Annotated in this window: 20 protein-coding genes, 1 pseudogene and 1 riboswitch; of the genes and pseudogenes, 11 read left to right on the top strand and 10 right to left on the bottom strand. The window is 37.4% G+C overall.

What is annotated here, in order from left to right; genetic code table 11:
- Window positions 1-181 precede the first annotated feature (181 nt).
- Both H1P_RS18920 and H1P_RS18915 read right to left on the bottom strand, forming a co-directional pair.
- Window positions 182-277: pseudogene (locus tag H1P_RS18920) on the bottom strand (IS1 family transposase); the annotation flags it as partial.
- A gap of 349 nt (window positions 278-626) precedes the next feature.
- Window positions 627-693: riboswitch (Glutamine riboswitch) on the bottom strand.
- Window positions 694-1,098: 405 nt separating this feature from the next.
- Window positions 1,099-2,058 (bottom strand): sll0787 family AIR synthase-like protein, encoded by a 960-nt coding sequence (locus H1P_RS18915; RefSeq protein WP_144870224.1) that lies wholly within the window; start codon window positions 2,056-2,058, stop codon window positions 1,099-1,101.
- Window positions 2,059-2,215: 157 nt separating this feature from the next.
- Between H1P_RS18915 and H1P_RS18910 the strand changes: the two genes are divergently transcribed.
- The 5 genes from H1P_RS18910 to H1P_RS18890 all read left to right on the top strand — a co-directional run bounded on the left by H1P_RS18910 (window position 2,216) and on the right by H1P_RS18890 (window position 7,538).
- Window positions 2,216-2,755: an OsmC family protein gene (locus H1P_RS18910; protein ID WP_144870222.1), complete on the top strand. Its 540-nt coding sequence runs from the start codon at window positions 2,216-2,218 to the stop codon at window positions 2,753-2,755.
- A 289-nt stretch (window positions 2,756-3,044) separates the two neighbouring features.
- A complete protein-coding gene (locus H1P_RS18905; protein WP_144870220.1) occupies window positions 3,045-4,193 on the top strand; it encodes an acyl-CoA dehydrogenase family protein in 1,149 nt (382 codons plus the stop codon).
- Window positions 4,194-4,490: 297 nt separating this feature from the next.
- Window positions 4,491-5,783 carry a threonine synthase gene (gene thrC / locus H1P_RS18900; protein ID WP_144870218.1) on the top strand — a complete coding sequence of 431 codons (1,293 nt, stop codon included), beginning with the start codon at window positions 4,491-4,493 and terminating at the stop codon, window positions 5,781-5,783.
- A 174-nt stretch (window positions 5,784-5,957) separates the two neighbouring features.
- Complete coding sequence (locus tag H1P_RS18895) at window positions 5,958-6,233, top strand: MoaD/ThiS family protein (RefSeq protein ID WP_144870216.1); 276 nt, start codon at window positions 5,958-5,960, stop codon at window positions 6,231-6,233.
- 204 nt (window positions 6,234-6,437) lie between these two features.
- Window positions 6,438-7,538 (top strand): hypothetical protein, encoded by a 1,101-nt coding sequence (locus tag H1P_RS18890; protein ID WP_246141800.1) that lies wholly within the window; start codon window positions 6,438-6,440, stop codon window positions 7,536-7,538.
- Window positions 7,539-7,677: 139 nt separating this feature from the next.
- On the opposite strand, the gene H1P_RS18885 is transcribed toward H1P_RS18890, so the two are convergent.
- Window positions 7,678-8,184 carry a MamS/MamX family magnetosome protein gene (locus tag H1P_RS18885; protein ID WP_144870214.1) on the bottom strand — a complete coding sequence of 169 codons (507 nt, stop codon included), beginning with the start codon at window positions 8,182-8,184 and terminating at the stop codon, window positions 7,678-7,680.
- Window positions 8,185-8,376: 192 nt separating this feature from the next.
- Between H1P_RS18885 and gifA the strand changes: the two genes are divergently transcribed.
- Window positions 8,377-8,574 carry a glutamine synthetase inactivation factor IF7A gene (gene gifA, locus H1P_RS18880; protein ID WP_144870212.1) on the top strand — a complete coding sequence of 66 codons (198 nt, stop codon included), beginning with the start codon at window positions 8,377-8,379 and terminating at the stop codon, window positions 8,572-8,574.
- A 248-nt stretch (window positions 8,575-8,822) separates the two neighbouring features.
- Here gifA and H1P_RS18875 read toward each other — a convergent pair whose 3' ends face one another.
- The 4 genes from H1P_RS18875 to H1P_RS18860 all read right to left on the bottom strand — a co-directional run bounded on the left by H1P_RS18875 (window position 8,823) and on the right by H1P_RS18860 (window position 13,163).
- Entirely contained in the window at window positions 8,823-9,386 is a 564-nt protein-coding gene (locus tag H1P_RS18875) for a DUF3122 domain-containing protein (RefSeq protein ID WP_144870210.1), read from the bottom strand.
- A gap of 256 nt (window positions 9,387-9,642) precedes the next feature.
- The gene (locus tag H1P_RS18870; protein WP_144870208.1) at window positions 9,643-10,284 is read right to left on the bottom strand and encodes a cyclase family protein; all 642 of its coding nucleotides are present in this window, start codon (window positions 10,282-10,284) and stop codon (window positions 9,643-9,645) included.
- Between the two features lie 9 nt (window positions 10,285-10,293).
- Entirely contained in the window at window positions 10,294-11,361 is a 1,068-nt protein-coding gene (locus tag H1P_RS18865) for a potassium channel family protein (RefSeq protein ID WP_144870206.1), read from the bottom strand.
- Window positions 11,362-11,681: 320 nt separating this feature from the next.
- Window positions 11,682-13,163 (bottom strand): catalase, encoded by a 1,482-nt coding sequence (locus tag H1P_RS18860; RefSeq protein WP_144870204.1) that lies wholly within the window; start codon window positions 13,161-13,163, stop codon window positions 11,682-11,684.
- Window positions 13,164-13,490: 327 nt separating this feature from the next.
- Between H1P_RS18860 and H1P_RS18855 the strand changes: the two genes are divergently transcribed.
- Window positions 13,491-13,895 (top strand): DUF4112 domain-containing protein, encoded by a 405-nt coding sequence (locus H1P_RS18855; protein WP_144870202.1) that lies wholly within the window; start codon window positions 13,491-13,493, stop codon window positions 13,893-13,895.
- A gap of 165 nt (window positions 13,896-14,060) precedes the next feature.
- Window positions 14,061-14,303 carry a hypothetical protein gene (locus H1P_RS18850; protein ID WP_144870200.1) on the top strand — a complete coding sequence of 81 codons (243 nt, stop codon included), beginning with the start codon at window positions 14,061-14,063 and terminating at the stop codon, window positions 14,301-14,303.
- A 152-nt stretch (window positions 14,304-14,455) separates the two neighbouring features.
- On the opposite strand, the gene H1P_RS38965 is transcribed toward H1P_RS18850, so the two are convergent.
- From H1P_RS38965 to H1P_RS18840, 3 genes are all read right to left on the bottom strand, one after another.
- Window positions 14,456-14,590, bottom strand: coding sequence for a hypothetical protein (locus H1P_RS38965; protein ID WP_281291191.1), 135 nt, complete (start codon window positions 14,588-14,590; stop codon window positions 14,456-14,458).
- Between the two features lie 189 nt (window positions 14,591-14,779).
- Window positions 14,780-14,938, bottom strand: a complete 159-nt coding sequence (locus tag H1P_RS18845) for a YqaE/Pmp3 family membrane protein (protein WP_144870198.1) — start codon at window positions 14,936-14,938, stop codon at window positions 14,780-14,782.
- Between the two features lie 37 nt (window positions 14,939-14,975).
- Window positions 14,976-15,275, bottom strand: coding sequence for a sll1863 family stress response protein (locus H1P_RS18840; RefSeq protein ID WP_144870196.1), 300 nt, complete (start codon window positions 15,273-15,275; stop codon window positions 14,976-14,978).
- Between the two features lie 723 nt (window positions 15,276-15,998).
- On the opposite strand from H1P_RS18840, the gene H1P_RS18835 reads away from it, so the two are divergent.
- The 3 genes from H1P_RS18835 (at window position 15,999) to H1P_RS18825 (ending at window position 19,475) form a co-directional block, all read left to right on the top strand.
- On the top strand, window positions 15,999-16,181 hold the full coding sequence (locus tag H1P_RS18835) for a CsbD family protein (protein ID WP_144870194.1): 183 nt from the start codon (window positions 15,999-16,001) through the stop codon (window positions 16,179-16,181).
- 139 nt (window positions 16,182-16,320) lie between these two features.
- Window positions 16,321-18,606 (top strand): metallophosphoesterase family protein, encoded by a 2,286-nt coding sequence (locus H1P_RS18830; protein ID WP_144870192.1) that lies wholly within the window; start codon window positions 16,321-16,323, stop codon window positions 18,604-18,606.
- 191 nt (window positions 18,607-18,797) lie between these two features.
- Window positions 18,798-19,475, top strand: a complete 678-nt coding sequence (locus H1P_RS18825; protein ID WP_144870190.1) for a carboxylate-amine ligase — start codon at window positions 18,798-18,800, stop codon at window positions 19,473-19,475.
- The last annotated feature ends 94 nt before the right edge of the window (window positions 19,476-19,569 follow it).

Below are 19,569 nucleotides of genomic sequence, written 5' to 3'. Positions count from 1 at the left end.
TGTCTCAATCAACAGAGACTTTAGGGAGTCCGTTAGTTCCAGCATTTCAGTTTCTATGTCTTTTGATAATACTTGATTTTACTCCTTTACTTCTCTTATTTGGAAGCTTTAATTATTTGCTACTCCCTAAAGTAAACGATTTTTGCGGTCATTTTTGGGGTGTTGCTGAATAGACAGTGGATTAACTAGGAATAGGCACTCTTTTAAATCTTAAGTAATGTATTAAAAGTCGAACAGAATACTTAAGCATTTGAATCGATTTTGAGTAACATAAAGTAGTAGTGTAATAAATGATTGTACTTGTTCGATCTGCACACCACTATAGTTTTCTTATCTTAAGCACAATTAACATACTGCGACATCTCACGAGTGTGAGAACTGCTATATATAAATTATAAAAGGAAGAGATATTTACTATTGACATTTTGCTAAAACACCTCTTCCTTGACTTATGAACTATGACTTATGAACCATTTAGTATTCTGGCACTAGCGATATTTTGCGGTAAGAATCCAACACAGAGTAGGAGACATAATCGCAGTAAAAATAGTAATAATGCCAATTATCCAAAGCAAATCGTTATTAACTAAATTCATGGTAGTTACCTCTGAAGTAGAACTGTATAAAGCGCGTTCCTTCGAGAGATTTTCTCTACTTCCGTCTATCTAAATTTTAGTTAGATAGATGAACGATGTATCGACTGTATACTCTTATTTTATCACACCTAATTATTGTCTGAGTTTGGCACACACAATCATCATTCAATCTTTAACTTAGTTTAAAATTAGCTATTCAGATAAACACATTTACAGAGATCGGTAGGTAGGTTTAGTTAATTTAAAAATGATTGGGGTGGGTAATAGGCATTGGTAACAAGTTAAGAAAATGTACAAGAAGTTAAGTCCATGAAAATACGGAATTAAGAGCATTTTCAACTAATGATGGAAACAGATCGGGTAAAGCGATCGCCTCTGATTAAATGGCACATTCACCAAAAAGCAGCTTTGATCGTGCGAGAAATAGAAGATTTGCTCAAACTATATGTTTACAATCAACTGAGCTTATTCTCTTTTGTTTCAGGTGGACATTTATTGATGCCTACTTACTTAAACCTATCAATCTATCCTGTTGCCAATCCCAAAATAAATGAGTTTTATCTTTTAACTTTAAGATTAATTGAGAACTTTTGGCTATTTTTCCCACCACAGCACAAGTAATATTTTGTCTATAAAACTGTTCTTTGACTTCATCTATTTTGTCTGGATGGACACTCAGTAAAAAACCATAACTAGGAAAGCACAGTAACCAAGTTTCTAGAGATATATCTAAAGGATGAATAATACTATCTATTTCTAAAATCGCACCACAACTAGAGGCTTCGATTAGCATTAGTAAAGTACCGATAATGCCTCCCATACTGATATCTTTTCCTGCATGACAAAGATTGTTTTCTGCTAAATATGGCAAAATTTGTAAATTCTGTTGCAGCTTAACAGGATTGGCTTGAGTCGCAGCGTTCCAAAAAGGAAATTGAGGGTGCATCTTTCCCTGAAGATTAATTGCTGTAACTAATAAATCTCCTGGTTGTGCATGGAAACTGCTAATTAATTTTTTGGCTCGACCTAAAATAGCTACAGATAGAGCATTATAAGCACTTTTCAAATTAGTATGTCCTCCTACAATTGGCACATTGTAAGCTTGAGAAGCTGCTTTCATCCCTTCTAAAAGTGGTGTTGCTTGAGCCGTCTTTTTTGTCCAAATTGTATCGACAACAGCGATCGCATTTCCTCCCATTGCTGCAATATCACTCACATTAACCATCACCGCACACCAACCAGCAAACCAAGGATCGGTTTCTAATAATACGTGCCACATTCCCTCTGCTGCAAGAAGTAAATAGCCATCGCCATCGGGGATAGCAGCACAATCATCTCCTACTGGTATTTGACAATCTTTTTGTAAACCTAGAATCTGGCTAGCAATTTGGATATCTTGTTTTTGATTGATGCCTAATGATTTTTTAAGGTTGGTGGCTAATTTTTCCAGAGTGCTATCCATGATTTATAAAAAACATATTTATTGATTTAATTGGCAAAAGATTATCCAATAAGGGTTTGGCATTGTCTGCTTTCATCTTTGTAACAAAGAACACTTTATAAAATTGCAATTTTTTGTTTCAATTAGATAAAGCGTTCTATTTAAAAATACACATATTATGATTTCTGAAACTACTACAGAAGAAAAAACTCCGCTTCGTCCCTTAGACAAGGAAGGCTTAAAAAATTTAGTTGCTAAAGCCCAAGAAAATCCCACAGAAGTAAAAACCTTAAAAATTAAAACTGTCTGTGAAGGAAAATTTCGTAACCTTAACTATGCTCGCGATCTTCCCGTACAGGTTGTAGATGAACCCCCTGGACTTTTAGGGGATAATACAGCACAAAATCCTTCAGAAATATTACTTTCTGCTCTCGGTTCTTGTCTTTCTGTCGGTATTCATGCAAATGCTCGCGCTAAAGGCATTGAGCTAACTAAACTAGAATTGGAACTAGAAGGCGATATTAATATTACTAGCGTCTGGGGAATTAATGGCGGTTCAGAATCTCCTCTGGGTATTACTGATGTACGTATCAAAGCCCATGTAGAAGGAAATGCTAGTCAAGAAGAATTAGCCGAGTTAGTAGCTCATGCTAATCAATGGTCGCCCATTTCTAATACTGTTCGCAATCCAGTCAATTTAGAAGTTAAACTAGCATAAGTAACTAATTTAACTACAAGTAATTACAGTTGCGCTTTCAATGTAAGGCGTATTATTTTTGAAGTAATACAGTAAGCAAAGAATAATTCCTTTTGATGTAATTATTTAGTACGCAAAGCGCAACACCCAAAAGAAAGTAATAAATAATTTAAGGATGGGGGAAGCAAAAGTAGAGATTTTATAGTCCCAAGGTTCGCTTATCTCCCTTAATCTCAAATATTTTTTTATATTAAAAGTATTGTCATACTAATTTGTCAAAACCCAAGCAACCATTTAATAGAAGCTATTTATGTTATCTACGGAAAAACCCAAAGCCAAAACTAATACAACAATCGCTAATTTGCAAGTTGCGACTAAAAAGGACTTAGCACCAAAAGTAAAAGATATCGATCTTAAAGGTGAATATCCCTACAGCTTTATGGCACAAATCGGGAGTTTGGGCGGATTTGCTCAAACCGTACCTCAAGAATATGGCGGTGTTTCAGGAGAAGTCAAAACTGCTCTACAGGTAATTGAAACTGTTTCAGAAACTTGCTTAAGCACTGGGTTTATTGGCTGGTGTCAGATTGCTACAGCTTGGTACATTCAAAATGGTGATAACGAATACTTAAAACGCGAAGCATTACCAGATATTGCTACAGGAAAAGCTTTAGCGGGAACAGGGTTATCTAACCCCATGAAACACTTTACGGGAATTGAAAAGATTGCTCTAACTGCGACTAAAACTAATGGTGGATATGTCGTTAATGGAATGTTACCTTGGGTTTCCAACTTGGGTAAAGGACATTATTTGGCGATCGCTGCTGAAATTGCCGACTCCGATGATTATCTAATGGCGGTGGTAAAAGAAGATTTTCCTGGGGTAACTTTTAAATGTAATGCTCACTTTATTGGTTTGGAAGGTACTGGTACTTATAGCTGTGTTTTCCGCGATGCTTTTATTCCCGATGAGTGGGTTTTAGCTGCTCCCTGCGAGGCTTATGTTAATCGAATCAAGCCAGGATTTATCTTAACTCAAGTAGGAATGGGTTTAGGCTTGGTTAAAAGTTGTCTCGATTTAATCAATCGCTCCAATAAACAATTGGGTCATGTAAACTGTTTTCTTGATGATTGCGTTGAAGATATTGCTCAAGATTTGAGTATTGCTCGTTTTAAAGCTTACGATTTGGCTGATGAAATAGTGAATCAACAGTCTCAGTTAGATTCAGACTACCTAGCAGCAGTTATTCAATCTCGTCTCACAGCTTCGGAATTATCTTTAAGAGCTTCTCAAGCAGCAATGTTACACGCAGGAGCAAGAGCCTATTTAGAAGGTAGCCCCCAAGAAAGAAAGTTGAGAGAAGCTTACTTTGTGGCTATTGTTACTCCTGCTATTAAGCAACTTAAGAAAATGCTTTATGTATTGTCTCAGAAGCCACTTTCTCAAGTTGGTAGTTAGCGATTAAAGCTTTTTATTTTTAACAAGTATCAATCAAACTAAGTTGAGGGCACCTCAATTTTAGACCAACTAGCGATTGCTTTTTTAGCGATCGCTTTTTTTGTCACCATTAAGACACAGATAGAGATGGAATAAATCGTTGTCACGACTCCCGTGTTCGCTCGCCAATCTTTACCGAATTTATACTGATAATTTTAATCCAGACTAATTTTGTCGGGTATGTTTGACGAAATTTTTTTGAGCGTGCTATTATCAGTTCACTGAATATACGGAATAGATTCAAAACGAGTAATCATCATGACTCAGGCAACTGTTACCAAAGCGCGCACTTTCACCCACTTAGTTTCCAAAGAAGGTGGAGTAAAATATCCTCTCGAAGCACTTAACGTTTGTGAAGAAACTTTCTCCCCTTTAGAAGTGGCTTACGACTACGATGCAATTCGCGCTCAAGTAAGCAGAGAAACAATTGAAGCAGGTCCTAACTCCATTTGGCGTTATAAAGCATTTTTACCCGTAGAAAGTGAAAACCCCATTGATGTGGGTACAGGGATGACTCCCTTGGTTAAGTCAAATCGTTTAGCTCGTCGCCTGGGTCTAAAAAACCTTTATATTAAAAATGATGCAGTTAATATGCCTACCCTCAGCTTTAAAGATCGAGTGGTATCTGTGGCATTAACTCGCGCTAAAGAATTAGGATTTTCTACTGTATCCTGTGCTAGTACTGGTAACTTAGCCAATTCTACTGCTGCGATCGCTGCTCGCGCTGGTTTAGACTGCTGCGTCTTTATCCCTTCTGATTTGGAAGCAGGTAAAGTATTGGGTACTCTAATCTACAACCCCACATTAATGGCAGTAAAAGGCAACTACGATCAAGTAAACCGCCTTTGCTCTGAAGTAGCTAATACCTACGGTTGGGGATTTGTGAATATCAACCTCCGCGCTTACTACTCTGAAGGTTCAAAAACTTTAGGTTACGAAGTAGCAGAACAACTAGGTTGGAAACTACCCGATCATGTAGTAGCACCCTTAGCATCTGGTTCACTATTCACTAAAATTTACAAAGGCTTCCGTGAATTTGCCAAAGTAGGTTTAGTAGACGATAAAAACGTTCGTTTTAGTGGCGCGCAAGCAGAAGGCTGTTCTCCTATTTCTCAAGCATTCAAAGAAGGTAGAGACTTTATCTCTCCAGTTAAACCTAACACCATTGCCAAATCCATTGCAATTGGTAACCCTGCTGATGGCGTATACGCTTTAGATGTAGCTCGCAAAACCCAAGGTAACATTGAAGATGTCACCGATGCAGAAATCATCGAAGGAATGAAACTTCTCGCAGAAACAGAGGGTATCTTCACTGAAACTGCTGGCGGTACTACTATTGCAGTATTAAAAAAATTAGTCGAAGCTGGCAAAATCAACCCCGATGAAACCACTGTAGTTTACATTACTGGTAATGGCTTAAAAACCCAAGAAGCAGTACAAGGTTACGTTGGTGAACCCCTCCTCATCGATCCGAAACTGGATAGCTTCGAGCGTGCTTTAGAGCGTTCTCGCACTCTAGAACGTCTTGAATGGCAACAAACTATTGTTTAATTATTATTTATTAGTCCCGTCAAGCGGGATCGAGATGGTTAGTGGTTAGTGGTTAGTTTCTTATTCTTATGAGTTTTTGTAAATAACCTTTGATGAATTAGCAACTGATAAATGGCTACTAATACATAATTACTGACTGCTTCACCTACTTCCTCATTCCTCACCCTTAAAAATATGGCTGTAAAAGTATTAATTCCCACTCCCCTGCAAAAATTTACTAACAATCAAGCTACTATTGAATGCAATGGTGGTAATATCGACGAGTTAATCGATTCTTTAGAAATTAACTGTCCTGGTATTAAATCTCGTATTTGCGATGACACTGGTAAACCCCGTCGTTTTTTAAACCTATATGTGAATAGTGAAGATATTCGCTTTTTGGACAACACTGATACTGCTCTCAGCGATGGTGATGAAGTGAGTATTGTTCCTGCGGTTGCTGGAGGCTAATCAAAGTTTTTTCAAGTTATTCCGTAACAGGAGATGGGCTTTATTGTCTATCTCTTTTTTTATGTTTAATTTAATCTATAGCAGTACGTTAATGAGTTTGGATATCGACACCTATCAACTACTAACAAATATCGAAAATCTTAAAAATATAAACCTAAAAATCATGCAATAATAGTCCGACTATAACCCTATAAAAAGTTGTTGATGGATAACGTTACCGTATCTCAAGAAGAAAAGGGAACGTATTCTGAGGAAACCTCAGAATCGCGAGATGCCCGTATTGTTGCTGCATTAGAGATTCCTGCTGATTTTAACTTCGATCTTCCCGATCCTGAAGATGAAGCTATTGAAGAGGGAGAATTTCAGCAACAGCTAGATACGGTCTGGAAAATCTGCGATCGCTTTGACCTCCAGACAGATATTTGGCGCGGGCGTGTCTTAAGAGCAGTTAGAGATAGAGAAAAGAAGGGTGGAGAAGGTAGAGGCACAGGTTTTCTTAACTGGCTTAAAAATCGCGAAATCACCAAATCTCAAGCTTATGCTTTGATTCAGTTAGCTAATAGTGCAGATACGCTCCTTGCAGAGGGACAATTAGATCCCGATAGTATTAATAATTTTAGTAAAAGAGCATTTATTGAAACCGCCAAAGCAGAGCCAGAAATACAGAAATTAGTCAGTGAAGCAGCCCAAAAAGGCGATCGCATTACCCGTAGGGAAGTCAAGCAATTAGCAGATGAGTGGACGGCTTTAACCTCAGAATTACTCCCCGAAGAAGTCAAAGAAAAAGCAGCCGATGGCTCTTTACCTCCCCGTCATCTTGCACCTTTAGTCAAAGAATTGGAAAAACTCCCCGATCTCCATTTAACCGAAATTACTAAAGAGGTTGCTGAAAGTCCCGATATCGATACTGTCAAATTAATGACTACAGAAGCGCGAAACTTGGCCAAATATCTGGATTCTGCTGCTCAAGTACAAACTATTAGAGATAGTAATGTCGAGGTGGAATTAGCTCTAGAAGAAGCCTTACGCTTAGACTGCATTAACGTTGCAGCCGATTTAGTCAAACAAGCTACGAACATCGAGCAATTGGTAGGTAAACTGTTTACTACCTGGAAACGCATGGGTAAGGTAGCTGATCGCTTATATGTAGAAACTGGTGCATCTAATCCCCATCTGCGATCGCTGTTAAACTGCTTAGAAACTCTCTCCCAAGATATTATCGAAGTGAAACTAGATGACGGTGGCGAAACTTTAGTAAGACTTAAAGTAATGAGTAGTCACAATGAAAGTGAAGCTGAAGGATAAAGAATAAACGCTGTGGAATAACTGTCTAATTGTTCTTCCGATCTGGTTCAATACCGACACGAATCGCACTTTCCCTTGGCTCTGTTATGCTATGCGGGGTGGCACTGCTATTGTAACTTCATCCTTCATTCTCCATCCTTTATTGTCTCCAGCCACGTCCCTGTCCACGCCACAAAGGATAACCATATTCATCTCTGAGTACGAGAGTTTCATTTCCTTTTTTAAGTTGACGAGCGATGATTCCTTGTTCTCCGTTGAAATCGATTCTCGAACCTGTGATGGCAATTTTATCTTCTGGAGCGATCTCAAAATCGCGCTCTTCTAAGTACCAAGATGGGCCTAAGTGTACTTCTATTGTTTCTTCCCCTGTGTTGACTAGCAGATGTATTCCCTGAGCAATCCCCCTGGGAGATTTATAGGTATCTACACTAACTACTTCTCCGTTAAGGGTTTCTATTTTGTCAGTATTGTATCTTCTGCTATAACTTCCTCTATGCCTGCCATGGGTAGAGTCACAACAATAGGGATAGGAATATTCTGTACTGTCGATGGGTTCTTCCGCAATAACAGGACTAGCAGTGACTACTACTAAGATCAAACTGGTGATAGTTGCAGCTAAAATTTTCCTCGTTAGTTTAGTATTCATTTGGTTAATTCCTCCATCTTTTGTCCTAATGTGCGTTTCACAAATTCCTAAAATGGCAAGGGAAGCTCTTATATTGTCAGGCTAGAAAAATAACTTGAAGAACTTGTGAGGGGAAAATATCTTAAAAAGTATTATTTGATACAGAAAATATGGTATATTAATGTTGTAAGGAATAGGAAGGAGAAAGAAAAAATGTCTGTTCAAACTCAAGCTCGTTCTTTGTTAATGCGCCATCACAAAATGGTAATGAACCGCGAAAGGTCGATGTTAGCTCGTACTGCTGCGGAAATTGGCTTAGATGTCGATCCTAAGTTTCACAGTCATATTCAAGGCAAAACTATCAATGATTTTGCTAGTATCTATGATCGCTCTGATGTAGCTATGAGCTAAGTAAGCAGTTAATCTAAACCTGAAAGATAATCAAATAACTTGAAAGTAAATGCAAATTGATTCTAAGAAATTGGCAGTAGTCAGGGGAATGGGGTGTAATTCAAGCCAGAAAGCACCTCATTTTTAAATTACTGATAAAACTATTCACTATGGTATGCAAGATACGTCCCTACAGTGGTTAATTGTTGATGGTCGATTTTTATTCCTTGTACTTCTCTGACTTCGGATTTTTGCCTTCTGATGTTTTCTTAGCAAACTAATTGGAAATTGGAGGGGAATTTTTGGGATGGATTGGCAGTTTTAGCAGCCACTTCTTGCCATTCTTGGACCATGGTTTGGGGTATGTGTAGACGGCTAGATTTGCCATTTTCTAGAGGGATTTCCAGTAATAATTTTTCTGTCGATAGTTGGGGAATAATTTTTTTGAGGTCATATTGTCCGATACTGGGTAGAGGTGACTTTTCCAGAAATATATTGGAAACTTCATAAAGATCGCTTGAATCATTAACTACTAAAGGTTTTTGGGACTGAATACGAAGAGAACTAGATAACCCAGATAATCGAAGATTTAAAGATGCCACTTGAGGAAAATCAACCTGATTGGTGAATAACATTATCTCCCATTTATGTCCTGCTTCATCAGTTAATACTTGTTCTGAGCGACAGTGTATTTGTCCTGGTGCGATATCTGTTTCCGTAATAGTGCCAATGGCAGGTTGAATAGTCAGAAGAGAAATAATCATAAATAAAATTAGGGTTGCGAGCATACAAGCGATCGCTAATTCTAGATTGTGCAATACATGACGTAACATCTAATTCACCTTCTTAATTTTGCCTTTAAGAATTAATAACTAAAATTGATACAGCTTGAGAAGCCAAGTTTTGTAGGTAGTTGAGGATTCAAAGTAAGCAGCTAACAACCAACGGCTTCTAACCCTGTTTATTTATAAATAAAGAGTTTGAGAAACTTGTGAAGAGGATTGGCTTTATTATTAGAATAAAAGCGATCGCTGTCACTTAATTTTGTTAGAACTTATACAAGAATCATTTCAAGAGAGGATAAATTACTTATAAAGGACGTAAAATTGCTCTAGCTAGACCACCATCACCATCTTTGAGCTTGATTGGCAGACAAATTAACTCGTATTCTCCTGGTTCAACTTGGGATAAATTCAAGCCTTCAATCGCCCAAATGCCAGAACCAAGTATAGCATGATGCACCTCTACTACATTACCCTGGTAGCCACCCACAGAAAGATAATCTACTCCCACAGTACGAACTTGCTTTTGTGCCAAGTAATTAGCTGCGCCCGTAGAAATATGGACAAAATTTTCAACAAATTGTTCTGATTTCAGAGCGCGAACGCTATTTTGGGTCTTAAATAAGATTCTTTCTCCAGCTTGAATGTTGTGCGGTTCAATTTCGGCGACTTTAATTGATTCAGAGTCTTTAATCTCAATTACTCTTGCTTTACCAATAGTTGCATCTAGGGGCATTTTATCTATGCCCATACCGCCTTTGATAAAGTGATTGATACCATCGACGTGCGTACCCGTATGTGTTCCAATAGTCAACTTAGAAACATTGCACACATCTCCATGAGCCAGACATTGACTAGGTTCAATACTAACAGCAGGATTATCGGGCCAATAAGGCATCCCTGGATGTATGGTGAGAGAGATATCAATCCAATTGTTTGATTTATTCATAATTAGTTTTTAGCGTAATATTATTTCTTCGATCTCGCTTCGATCGTTTAAACTTTCATTTCTATTGGTTGTTCGGCTAGAAGCTATCGCACTCCAAGACCAACCATCATTTCTAACGAATGCTAAAAGTAACCTGCGCCTTTTGTTAATATGGCTTGTCTGTTTCCCAAAATCGCGATCGCTAACTGTGGTAATACCTTGTTTTCTGAGTAATTCCAAGGGAGTTAAAACTGGTTCGCGATCGCTAGGTTCGAGATATGCTGACTTGAGAGTTTTTAAGAAAGCAGCACAAGCACGACGAACGGTATTTAAAGATGCAGGATCGGGTCTAATATCAGCAGGTACGGCATACTGTAATAAAGTCATCGCCTCATCAAAAGCAGCAATACTTAAAGAAAGACAACGCGATCGTTCTCTGGTGTGGAAATAGTGCAATACTGGGTAAGCTAAATGCTTTTCGCCCAAGTCAACAATTAAAGGCGTAAGAGTAATCAGATGTTGATCTAAATTACCAAAATCTTTACCGTTCCAAGCATTAGTTAAAATCTCATCTGCTGTTCCCCCTAAAGAAGTCAAATAAATTGCTAAAATTCGCTTTTGGGTCAGTGCAGATATGACAGGAAATAAATAAGCAATAGAAAGAGTAACTAGAAAAAAGCCATTAGCAGCAGCTAATCCCGTTAATAAATGCCAGACTGTAGACTGAGGTTGATAGTCTCCTCTTCCTAAAGTAGTCAAGGTATATGCTGTAAAATAAATTCTACCCCAGATACTTGCAGGTTCTTTGTTAGAAGCATTGATTATTGCTTCTTGGAAAGAACAAAAAATTAAAGACCAAGCTCCCCAGGTAAATAGACACCACAAAATAACCATCCCTGAGATTAAAAACAATCCCGTTCTGACCAACAACTGATGACTGCTATGATGCTCATGCCTTTTTATGACAATACGCCACAACCAGGAAGAAAAACGGTTTGTTAAAAAACCCCCACCTTGCACGGTAAGGGTGGTGATCAAAACATCGTAAAAAACAACGGCTAACAAAATTAGACCCAAAATTAGTAACAAAACTGACATGATACTTCTCAAACAATAATTAATAACAAGCAAAAGTCTTACATATAACCCATAGGTTAATATCCATATCAAGATTTTCTACTTCGTTTAATTAACTATCTATTTCACCTTCTGCTGCTTTACTAATTGCTTGTTCGCTAATATCAGGTGCGTTCACTGTTTGTCATTCCTTAAATATTTAATTTGTTAGTAGTTACTAGACAAACTTATTAGGACAAAGTAAGAGAAATTAAGTTTTTCCTCATCCTTTATGCGCGCCCGAAGGAAGTCCTTTAGGGAAGCGGTATCCGTGATAGGCATCCTTCATTCCTCATCCTTTTTTACACTGTTGCTGGTTTGGGTTCTGGCTTGGGTGGTTCGGTATTAGAAATTGCTTTTTCTACTTTGTCGGCTAATTCAGGGTAAACATTACGAAATAGCTGCATCTGATCTTTAATCACCTGTTCGCTACATTTACCTAGGCTACCAGCGATATTGTTATACAAACGCTCTTTTTCATCATTATTGAGCATATCGTAGTACATCCGCGCCTGAGCGTAATGATCTTCGGTATCTAGTTCAATTCGTGCAGCCATTCCAGAGGCGTGATAGGGTGGCTCTTCGGCTCTTTTATCTGGTTGGGGATAACCTTCATGAGAGGGATTATAATTGATACGCCCGCCTTTATTGTCGTCAGTGCGCATTAAACCATCGCGATAAGGATCGTTCGCTTTAGTAGCGTGGGGTTTGTTAACGGGGATAGTATCGTAATTAACGCTGAGACGATGACGATGAGCATCCGCATAGGACATAATTCGCGCTTGTAACATCCGATCTGGTGACCAAGAGATACCAGGAACGACATTACCAGGGGAGAATGCAGCCTGTTCTACTTCTGCAAAATAGTTTTCAGGGTTACGATTCAATTCAAACTTACCAACTTTCTGTAAAGGAAAATCAGCGTGGGGCCATACCTTAGTAAGATCGAAAGGATTCCACTGGAAGTTTTGCGCCTGTTCGTCGCTCATGGTTTGAATCTTCATTGTCCAAGAAGGATAATTACCTTCTTCAATGGCATTATATAAGTCCTTGGCTGCCCAACGGGGTTCAATACCCTGCATTTTGCGCCATTGTTCATCAGTAAAGAACTTGTTACCCTGGTCGGTAATAAAGTGGAATTTAACCCAAATACGCTCGTTTTCGTCGTTAATTAGACTAAAAGTGTGGCTGCCATAGCCGTTCATGTGTCGCCATCCCATAGGCGCACCGCGATCGCCCATTAACCATAATACCTGGTGAATACTTTCAGGAGTCAAAGACCAAAAATCCCACCACATCTGATCGTGTCGCCAGTGTTCTTTGGGGTGTTCTTTCTGCGAGCGAATAAAGTCCATAAACTTCATGGGATCGCGCATAAAAAAGATGGGTGTATTATTACCCACCATGTCCCAGTTACCATCTTCGGTGTAAAACTTAACTGCAAAGCCTCTTAAGTCGCGATATATATCAGAACCACCTTTGGATTTCGCTACAGTAGAAAAACGGGCAAATATTTCAGTTTCTTTACCTACTTCTGAAAATAATTTAGCTTTGGTGTATTGGGTAATATCATCGGTAACTGTAAAAGTACCATAAGCACCAGAACCTATAGCGTGAACTACTCTTTCGGGGATGCGTTCGCGATTGAAGTGCGCCATTTTCTCCAAAAGAGTATAGTCTTCTAGTAGTAAAGGTCCTTGTTTCCCAACTGATTTTGATACTGTATTACTGGGTACGGGAATGCCCGCAGCATTGGTTAAAATCTCTTTATTATTATCTGCCACAAAATTCTCCTTAAGGTACAACCGCTCTGTTTACCGATCTCTTTAGATGCTAATAGGATGTCTGAACCAAAAGCGTCCGACTGAAGACAGATAGAGATTTCCTTGTAAAAGTAAATGTGAATTAACAAATGGCTACATAAAGATAATTACTACTTGCTGTTGAACCTGAAATTGGTGATTGTTTATTAATAATCTGCGATCGCTTCTATCCTAAGATTGATGTCAAATCCTGAATTAAAGATTAATAATGTACTATGGTCATTTACGTAATGGCTATAAATAAACGACTAAATTTTTGTTTGACTACTTATAAGTAATTTTTAACCAATGGATAGAATACAACAGCTAAAGAGTCTGCAAAAAATTCGTAAAATTGCTAGTCTTTTAGATTCGGCGATCGGTATTCCTGGTACTAAGTTTAGAATAGGTTTAGATCCTATTTTAGGTCTTATTCCAGGGGGTGGAGATTTAATTACGGCTGGTATTTCTGCATATATGATTTATTTAGCAACTCGTTTTGGTCTGGAAAGAAAAGAAATTAGTAAAATGATCGGCAATGTAATTCTAGAAACTGCTTTGGGTACTGTTCCTTTAGCTGGGGATATTTTTGATGCCTATTTTAAGGCGAATCTTCGTAATTTAGAAATTTTAGAAAATCACATTGCTAAAGCAGAAGCTCAGAATCCAAAACTAAAAGCTATTGTGGATGAAAAAATAGTGATTAATAGTTAATAACCTATAATTTTTTTTTCGGCGAATATCATTGTATATCAGTCATTAGATGGATGTTTTACAATATCCATCATAATTACTTTAAGAGGTAATATAGGTTAGATCGAACTTTCAAACTACGGAAGTTAAATATCTATAGCAACATAATCAAAATGGTGATAATAAATGCTTCAGGGAATAGAATTAATAGATTGTGCAAAAGCAAATGCTAAACAAGGCACTGCTGTTGCTGCCGAAAGATGTGGTTATGATAATAATATCGGTTTATTTATGGAAAATTTGACTAAAGCTTGTCAACAAATAGGAGTTAATTTTAGTGAAATAGAAGACTTAATTACCGATCAGCAAATAGCAAAAGAAAATATCAAGGTAGTAGAAGTAGCCCCTGATACCAATACACAACTTTAAAATTATTTTTACGTAAGTTATAGGGTGCGCATTGTCCACCCTACTTTTTAATTTAATATTTGTGATTAACTAGCTTGCCGTGCCTGTATAATTACGCCTACCATCTCTACTATTTTCGTTATTATTTGTTAGAAGGCATAAAATCATTATACTTATCTTGATTGTAAAAATACAGAGCTAGTCAACATTACAATAACTAAAGCTGTAATAACTCCTGGTAATATTTTGACTGTGCTACCGAGTAAATTTTTTAAGCTGCTAACAACTGTTTCTATTACTTGATTCATATATTCAGAAATTATTTTTACTATTTATTCAATTGCAATTTGATATTTATTTTTATCAATAGTTGCTGCTAAAAAAAACACTATAAAAATTTATATAGTGATAGTTTGCATTGAGCTTATTGTCAATATTAAATGTAAAATTTTCTTTGCTTATAACCTTTGACTAAAGTGAGGTTTGACACAAAAAATTTACTCCCTAGCAATTATCCATACTGCATGAACAATACCAGGAATATAGCCTAACAAGGTCAGTAGAATATTAAGGGCTAGTTGAGTACTCAATCCTGTTTGTAAGAATACGCCTAATGGTGGGAAAAATATGGCACAAATTAATCTGATAATATCCATTTTTTTCGGTTTTTTTGCTATTGATTATTTGATTTTGCTACTTAAATTTATCTACGGCAATGTCCCAAGCACTACTTAATTCTGTCCAGGCTTTTTCAAAACCTTTTTGTATTTCTGTCCAAGCTTCACCACTAGATTGCTGTAACTCTTGCAATTTTACTTGAGCAGCATCGCGCTTAGTATAAAGTTCTGCCATTTTATCTTGGTATTCTATTTTGGCATTGGCTTTAGCCTGTTCGCTTTTAACCTTAAACTCATCGATTTGAGTATTGAGTTTATCAAGCTGCGCTTTAACTTTTTCTTGGTATGCTTGTTTGGTATTACTATCAGTTGACATAATAAGTGTACCTTAAATAAGATTTTACAATTGAAATACCTTGAAAACACAAAATTATCAGAAATCAATTTCTGAAAAATCTTTCTAAAGTAATAATAGACTAAGATGATAAATTTCCTGACATCTATCTCAAGATAGAGAAAATGAGATGTCTGTAATGAGAAATACTCGTTCAGACAGTTGCAATAGCTCGATCTTTTGTTTCTGATGATTTATCATCCAAGCGATCTATATATACTTGCATATTGTTCAACCAGATACTATCTATGAGTTTCAGAGTTTTTTGACTATTATATCTTACCCAGAGTGACAGAAGAGAGTTGAAAGTTATAAGGAATAAATAATTTGAACTCGATTAAATTTGTCATAATATTATTTTAGATTACAAGAATATATCTAAATTATGTTTGCCAGTTTATTTGGTTTTTAAATTAAAAATCATCTATCAAGAAGAAGAGTAAACTAAAGAAAGAAGAGAGAATGATTTAGGTTAATCTACTTAAGTCTATACTATTGCACGTAAATCTAATTTTAAAATCATTATATTTAAGTCTTGATTTTAAGTTTTTCTATTTCAAGTAAATAGCAAAAAAACGCCGATTAATAAGTATTTAAACTCCTTCTAATACGTTGGATATAAATCTTGAGATAGATGAATTCAAGAGCTATAACAAATAATATAGTAGAAAGTTTAATATTCAAACGAGTAAAAGGTAAATAATAATGAGTACTGAAAATAGAGTCGAAGCTACTGCAAAAAATATTGAAGGTAAAATTCAAGAAGCAGTAGGAGAAGTTACTGGTAACCCTCAAGATAAAGCAGAAGGTAAAGAAAAGCAAGCAGAAGCACAAGTGCAACATAGTGTAGAAAACGTAAAAGACGAAATCAAAAAAGCGATTGATTAATCTATAAAAGTTATTTACATTTTTGCAAAGGTTTGGTGTCGCCAAGCCTTTTTTTATTCAAAACACTGAGATTATTTGATAAGATCGCAACTAATAGTAAAATAGGCAAAATTCTTGAATTTAATCAAAGATTTTTCGTGTGCATTTATTACAATCTATTACTGAATATTTACCAAAAGTAGAAAACTTACCTTTAATTTTAGCTGGACCTATTTTGCGCCATACAGAACCAAATAGTGTGACAGTTTGGTTGGCATTAAAGGAATCAGAATCGCTGTGCCTGGAAATCTACGAAACTAAAAATAAAGGTGCAATAATTGGCAAACTGTTGCTCAAAGGTCAACGCGACACTATTCAATTGGGTAAACATCTACACATAGTTGCAATAACAGCTAAAGCTAGTGACGGTATCTTACTTCAACCAGAAAATATCTATGCCTACAATGTCTATTGTAGTAGCGATCGCTACAGTTTGATTGATGACACTTCAGATAATAATTACAGCCTGAGCTACTTCTCTCACCAATTACCAACCTTTGCTCTACCACCTGAAGATATTAATGACCTAAACATCATTCACGGTTCTTGTCGTAAGCCCCACGGTGGTGGTAAAGATACTTTATCTAGTTTGGATCATCTACTCAAAGATACAGTACATTCAGCCAATAACAGACCCCATCAATTATTTTTAACAGGGGATCAAATTTACGGCGATGATGTTGCGGATCCTATTTTGTGGCTCACACAAGGAGTAAACAATCTGCTATTTGGTTGGTCAGAAGAGTTACCATTGCAGGAAGGAACTATCTTAGCTGATGAATTGCCACCAGGTAAACGCAGTGAAATTGCTCGTATTGAGGGTGGTTTGACCGCAATGCTACAAGGAAAGTCAGAAAAGGCAAAAAGTCACCTATTTAGCTTTGGTGAATATGCAGCAGCCTATCTATTCGCGTGGTCGCCGATATTGATGCCAGATCGGTTTCCCGACAGCAAAACTTTATTTGATAATCGTCAACAGAGAAAACAATGGGAACAAGAACTTGACGATATTCACAGTTTTATTAGCGATTTAAGCAAAGTAAGAAGGGCTTTCGCTAATATTCCCGTTTATACAATTTGTGATGACCATGATGTTAGTGATGACTGGTATCTCAATCGCGAATGGTGCGATCGCGTTTTGGGCAAACCTTTGGGCAAAAGAGTTGTTCAGAATGGCTTATTAGCTTATGCTTTGTTCCAGGCTTGGGGAAACACACCACAATACTTTGAAGCAGAAACAACAGGCGCAAAATTACTACAATTAGCCTCTGAGTGGTTAGTATCTGGGGGTAAAAATCTGTCCGCCAAAGAAAAATGCGATCGCTATTTAGGAATACCTGTTACTAATTTGACTACAGGATTACCCCAATTAGAACTCGATGAAGATGTGCTGATTTTAGCGCGAGATAGTCAAGCTATTCCCTGGCATTATCATCTTAGCAACAGCAAGCATGAAGTTATTGTGTTCGATACCCGTACCTGGCGCGGTTATACCCAAGGAGCAGGAAACAAACTAGAACCACCAATGCTGCTTTGTCCCAAGGCTTTTCAACAGCAATTAGAAATTCCTCTGCAAAAAAGTAACCCAGAAACGGAAGTTACCTTAGTAGTTTTGCCCACCAATTTAGTTGCTTTAGGAATTATTGATCGCATTCAGCAGTTTGAATTAAATCGCAACCGCGTTTTTAGTTCTGATGTGGGGGATGCATGGAATTTCCACACCTCTGCTTTTGTGCAATTGTTACTCAGTTTTTGTCAGCAACGCAAGCGTGTCGTTATTCTTTCAGGTGATATTCACTATAGCTGTGCAGTACGTCTTACTCATTGGTTTCACGAGTCTTTAGAAACCACCGTTTTAGCTCAGTTAACTTCCAGCGCGATTAAAAACTCAGAATTAAGCACTCGCTTGGTGCATACTAAAATCAAATCGTTGCTTCCAGAAAAAACCGAACGTTGGCTAGGCTGGGAACAACCTTTAAAATTAAAACGAATCAAGCAGCCTTGGTGGTGGCGCAATCAAAACAATTTAGAGCCAAAAGATCGCGTTCCCGATTGGCAATATCGTATTGAATGGTGTCCCAGACAACCAGCTAAATCATTATCCTGGCAACAATCTCCGAGCAAAAGCGATCGCCGAAATAATTTTTGGCAAAAATTGATTAACGGTTTCTTTTCTTTGCTGTGGCGCAATCGTTGGTTACAAGAAGGTACAGAAGTTATCGGCAGAAACAATTTTAGTTTAGTAAAATTTCGCTGGTCAACAACCAAAACTGTAATTCAAGAGACTTACTGGCATCCCCCCTGGACTGATACTGGTATGGTTAAAAGTGGTTACGAAGTTTCTTTAGAACCCGAACCATTACCACCTTTGCCCAAAAATTCTTGACTGTCCTCTGATTTGGTTTGCTTCTGACACCCATTTTGGTCACAAAAATATTCTTCAATATACCGATGCTTTGTCTTAAAGAAGAGCATTTCCTTCCGTCAAAATCGCCAACGCCTAATAATTTACCTCTCAAGATATACATTTCATTACTGAGAAACTTTTATTTTTAGATAAAAGAAAAAACCTTGATAATGAACGAATCAGAAGAATTTACCATTGGTGTTGAAGAAGAGTATCAAATTATCGATCCACAGACTAGAGAACTATGTGGCAAAGCAGAACAGATAATTAACTATGCTAAAGAGAATTTAGAAGAAAATTCAGAGCAAGACCTCATCCAACCAGAAATGTATCGTTCTCAGGTAGAAATTGCCACTGTTGTTTGCCAATCTTTAGCGGAAGTACGTCAGGAATTGTCTCGCTGTCGACAAGCGGTAATTGATGCTGCTGAAAAATCAGGAAAAGCGATCGCAGCAGCAGGAACTCATCCTTTTTCTGATTGGCGAGAACAAGAGATAACACCAAAAACCCGCTATCGAAACCTAGAATCCGAATTTAAACAGCTAATCAGCGAATTGGTTATTTTTGGAAATCACGTTCATATTGGTTTTAGCGATCGCCCTTTAGCACTACAGGTTATTAATCGCGCACGTATTTGGCTACCAGTACTGTTGGCATTATCAGCTAATTCTCCTTTCTGGTTGGGTCAAGAAACGGGTTATGCCAGCTATCGCACGGAGATGTGGACGAGGCTACCTCTAGCGGGACAACCGCAAATTTTTACAGATTATCAAGAATACCAAACCTTGATTGATGATTTAATTTCTAGTGGAGCGATCGACGATCCGATTCTCATTACGCACGTCTAAATGTAATACACAAAATTACAAGTATTATAGCGATCGCTATATCTCAGCGAGAGAGGTTCACTCGTTCCTCGTGGTCACGAAGTGGCTGCTTTGC

It is taken from the genome of Hyella patelloides LEGE 07179 (assembly GCF_900659865.1).
In the GTDB taxonomy this organism is placed as follows: Bacteria; Cyanobacteriota; Cyanobacteriia; order Cyanobacteriales; family Xenococcaceae; genus Hyella; species Hyella patelloides.
Note: the sequence above shows the minus strand (reverse complement) of the source record. Positions and strands in the feature narration are given on the sequence as shown.

Bases quoted from the DNA above. Each gene is read 5' to 3' on its own strand.
- H1P_RS18915 (WP_144870224.1), bottom strand. From the start codon at position 2,058: ATGGATAGCACTCTGGAAAAATTAGCCACCAACCTTAAAAAATCATTA.
- H1P_RS18910 (WP_144870222.1), top strand. From the start codon at position 2,216: ATGATTTCTGAAACTACTACAGAAGAAAAAACTCCGCTTCGTCCCTTA.
- H1P_RS18905 (WP_144870220.1), top strand. From the start codon at position 3,045: ATGTTATCTACGGAAAAACCCAAAGCCAAAACTAATACAACAATCGCT.
- thrC (WP_144870218.1), top strand. From the start codon at position 4,491: ATGACTCAGGCAACTGTTACCAAAGCGCGCACTTTCACCCACTTAGTT.
- H1P_RS18895 (WP_144870216.1), top strand. From the start codon at position 5,958: ATGGCTGTAAAAGTATTAATTCCCACTCCCCTGCAAAAATTTACTAAC.
- H1P_RS18890 (WP_246141800.1), top strand. From the start codon at position 6,438: ATGGATAACGTTACCGTATCTCAAGAAGAAAAGGGAACGTATTCTGAG.
- H1P_RS18885 (WP_144870214.1), bottom strand. From the start codon at position 8,184: ATGAATACTAAACTAACGAGGAAAATTTTAGCTGCAACTATCACCAGT.
- gifA (WP_144870212.1), top strand. From the start codon at position 8,377: ATGTCTGTTCAAACTCAAGCTCGTTCTTTGTTAATGCGCCATCACAAA.
- H1P_RS18875 (WP_144870210.1), bottom strand. From the start codon at position 9,386: ATGTTACGTCATGTATTGCACAATCTAGAATTAGCGATCGCTTGTATG.
- H1P_RS18870 (WP_144870208.1), bottom strand. From the start codon at position 10,284: ATGAATAAATCAAACAATTGGATTGATATCTCTCTCACCATACATCCA.
- H1P_RS18865 (WP_144870206.1), bottom strand. From the start codon at position 11,361: ATGTCAGTTTTGTTACTAATTTTGGGTCTAATTTTGTTAGCCGTTGTT.
- H1P_RS18855 (WP_144870202.1), top strand. From the start codon at position 13,491: ATGGATAGAATACAACAGCTAAAGAGTCTGCAAAAAATTCGTAAAATT.
- H1P_RS18850 (WP_144870200.1), top strand. From the start codon at position 14,061: ATGCTTCAGGGAATAGAATTAATAGATTGTGCAAAAGCAAATGCTAAA.
- H1P_RS38965 (WP_281291191.1), bottom strand. From the start codon at position 14,590: ATGAATCAAGTAATAGAAACAGTTGTTAGCAGCTTAAAAAATTTACTC.
- H1P_RS18845 (WP_144870198.1), bottom strand. From the start codon at position 14,938: ATGGATATTATCAGATTAATTTGTGCCATATTTTTCCCACCATTAGGC.
- H1P_RS18840 (WP_144870196.1), bottom strand. From the start codon at position 15,275: ATGTCAACTGATAGTAATACCAAACAAGCATACCAAGAAAAAGTTAAA.
- H1P_RS18835 (WP_144870194.1), top strand. From the start codon at position 15,999: ATGAGTACTGAAAATAGAGTCGAAGCTACTGCAAAAAATATTGAAGGT.
- H1P_RS18825 (WP_144870190.1), top strand. From the start codon at position 18,798: ATGAACGAATCAGAAGAATTTACCATTGGTGTTGAAGAAGAGTATCAA.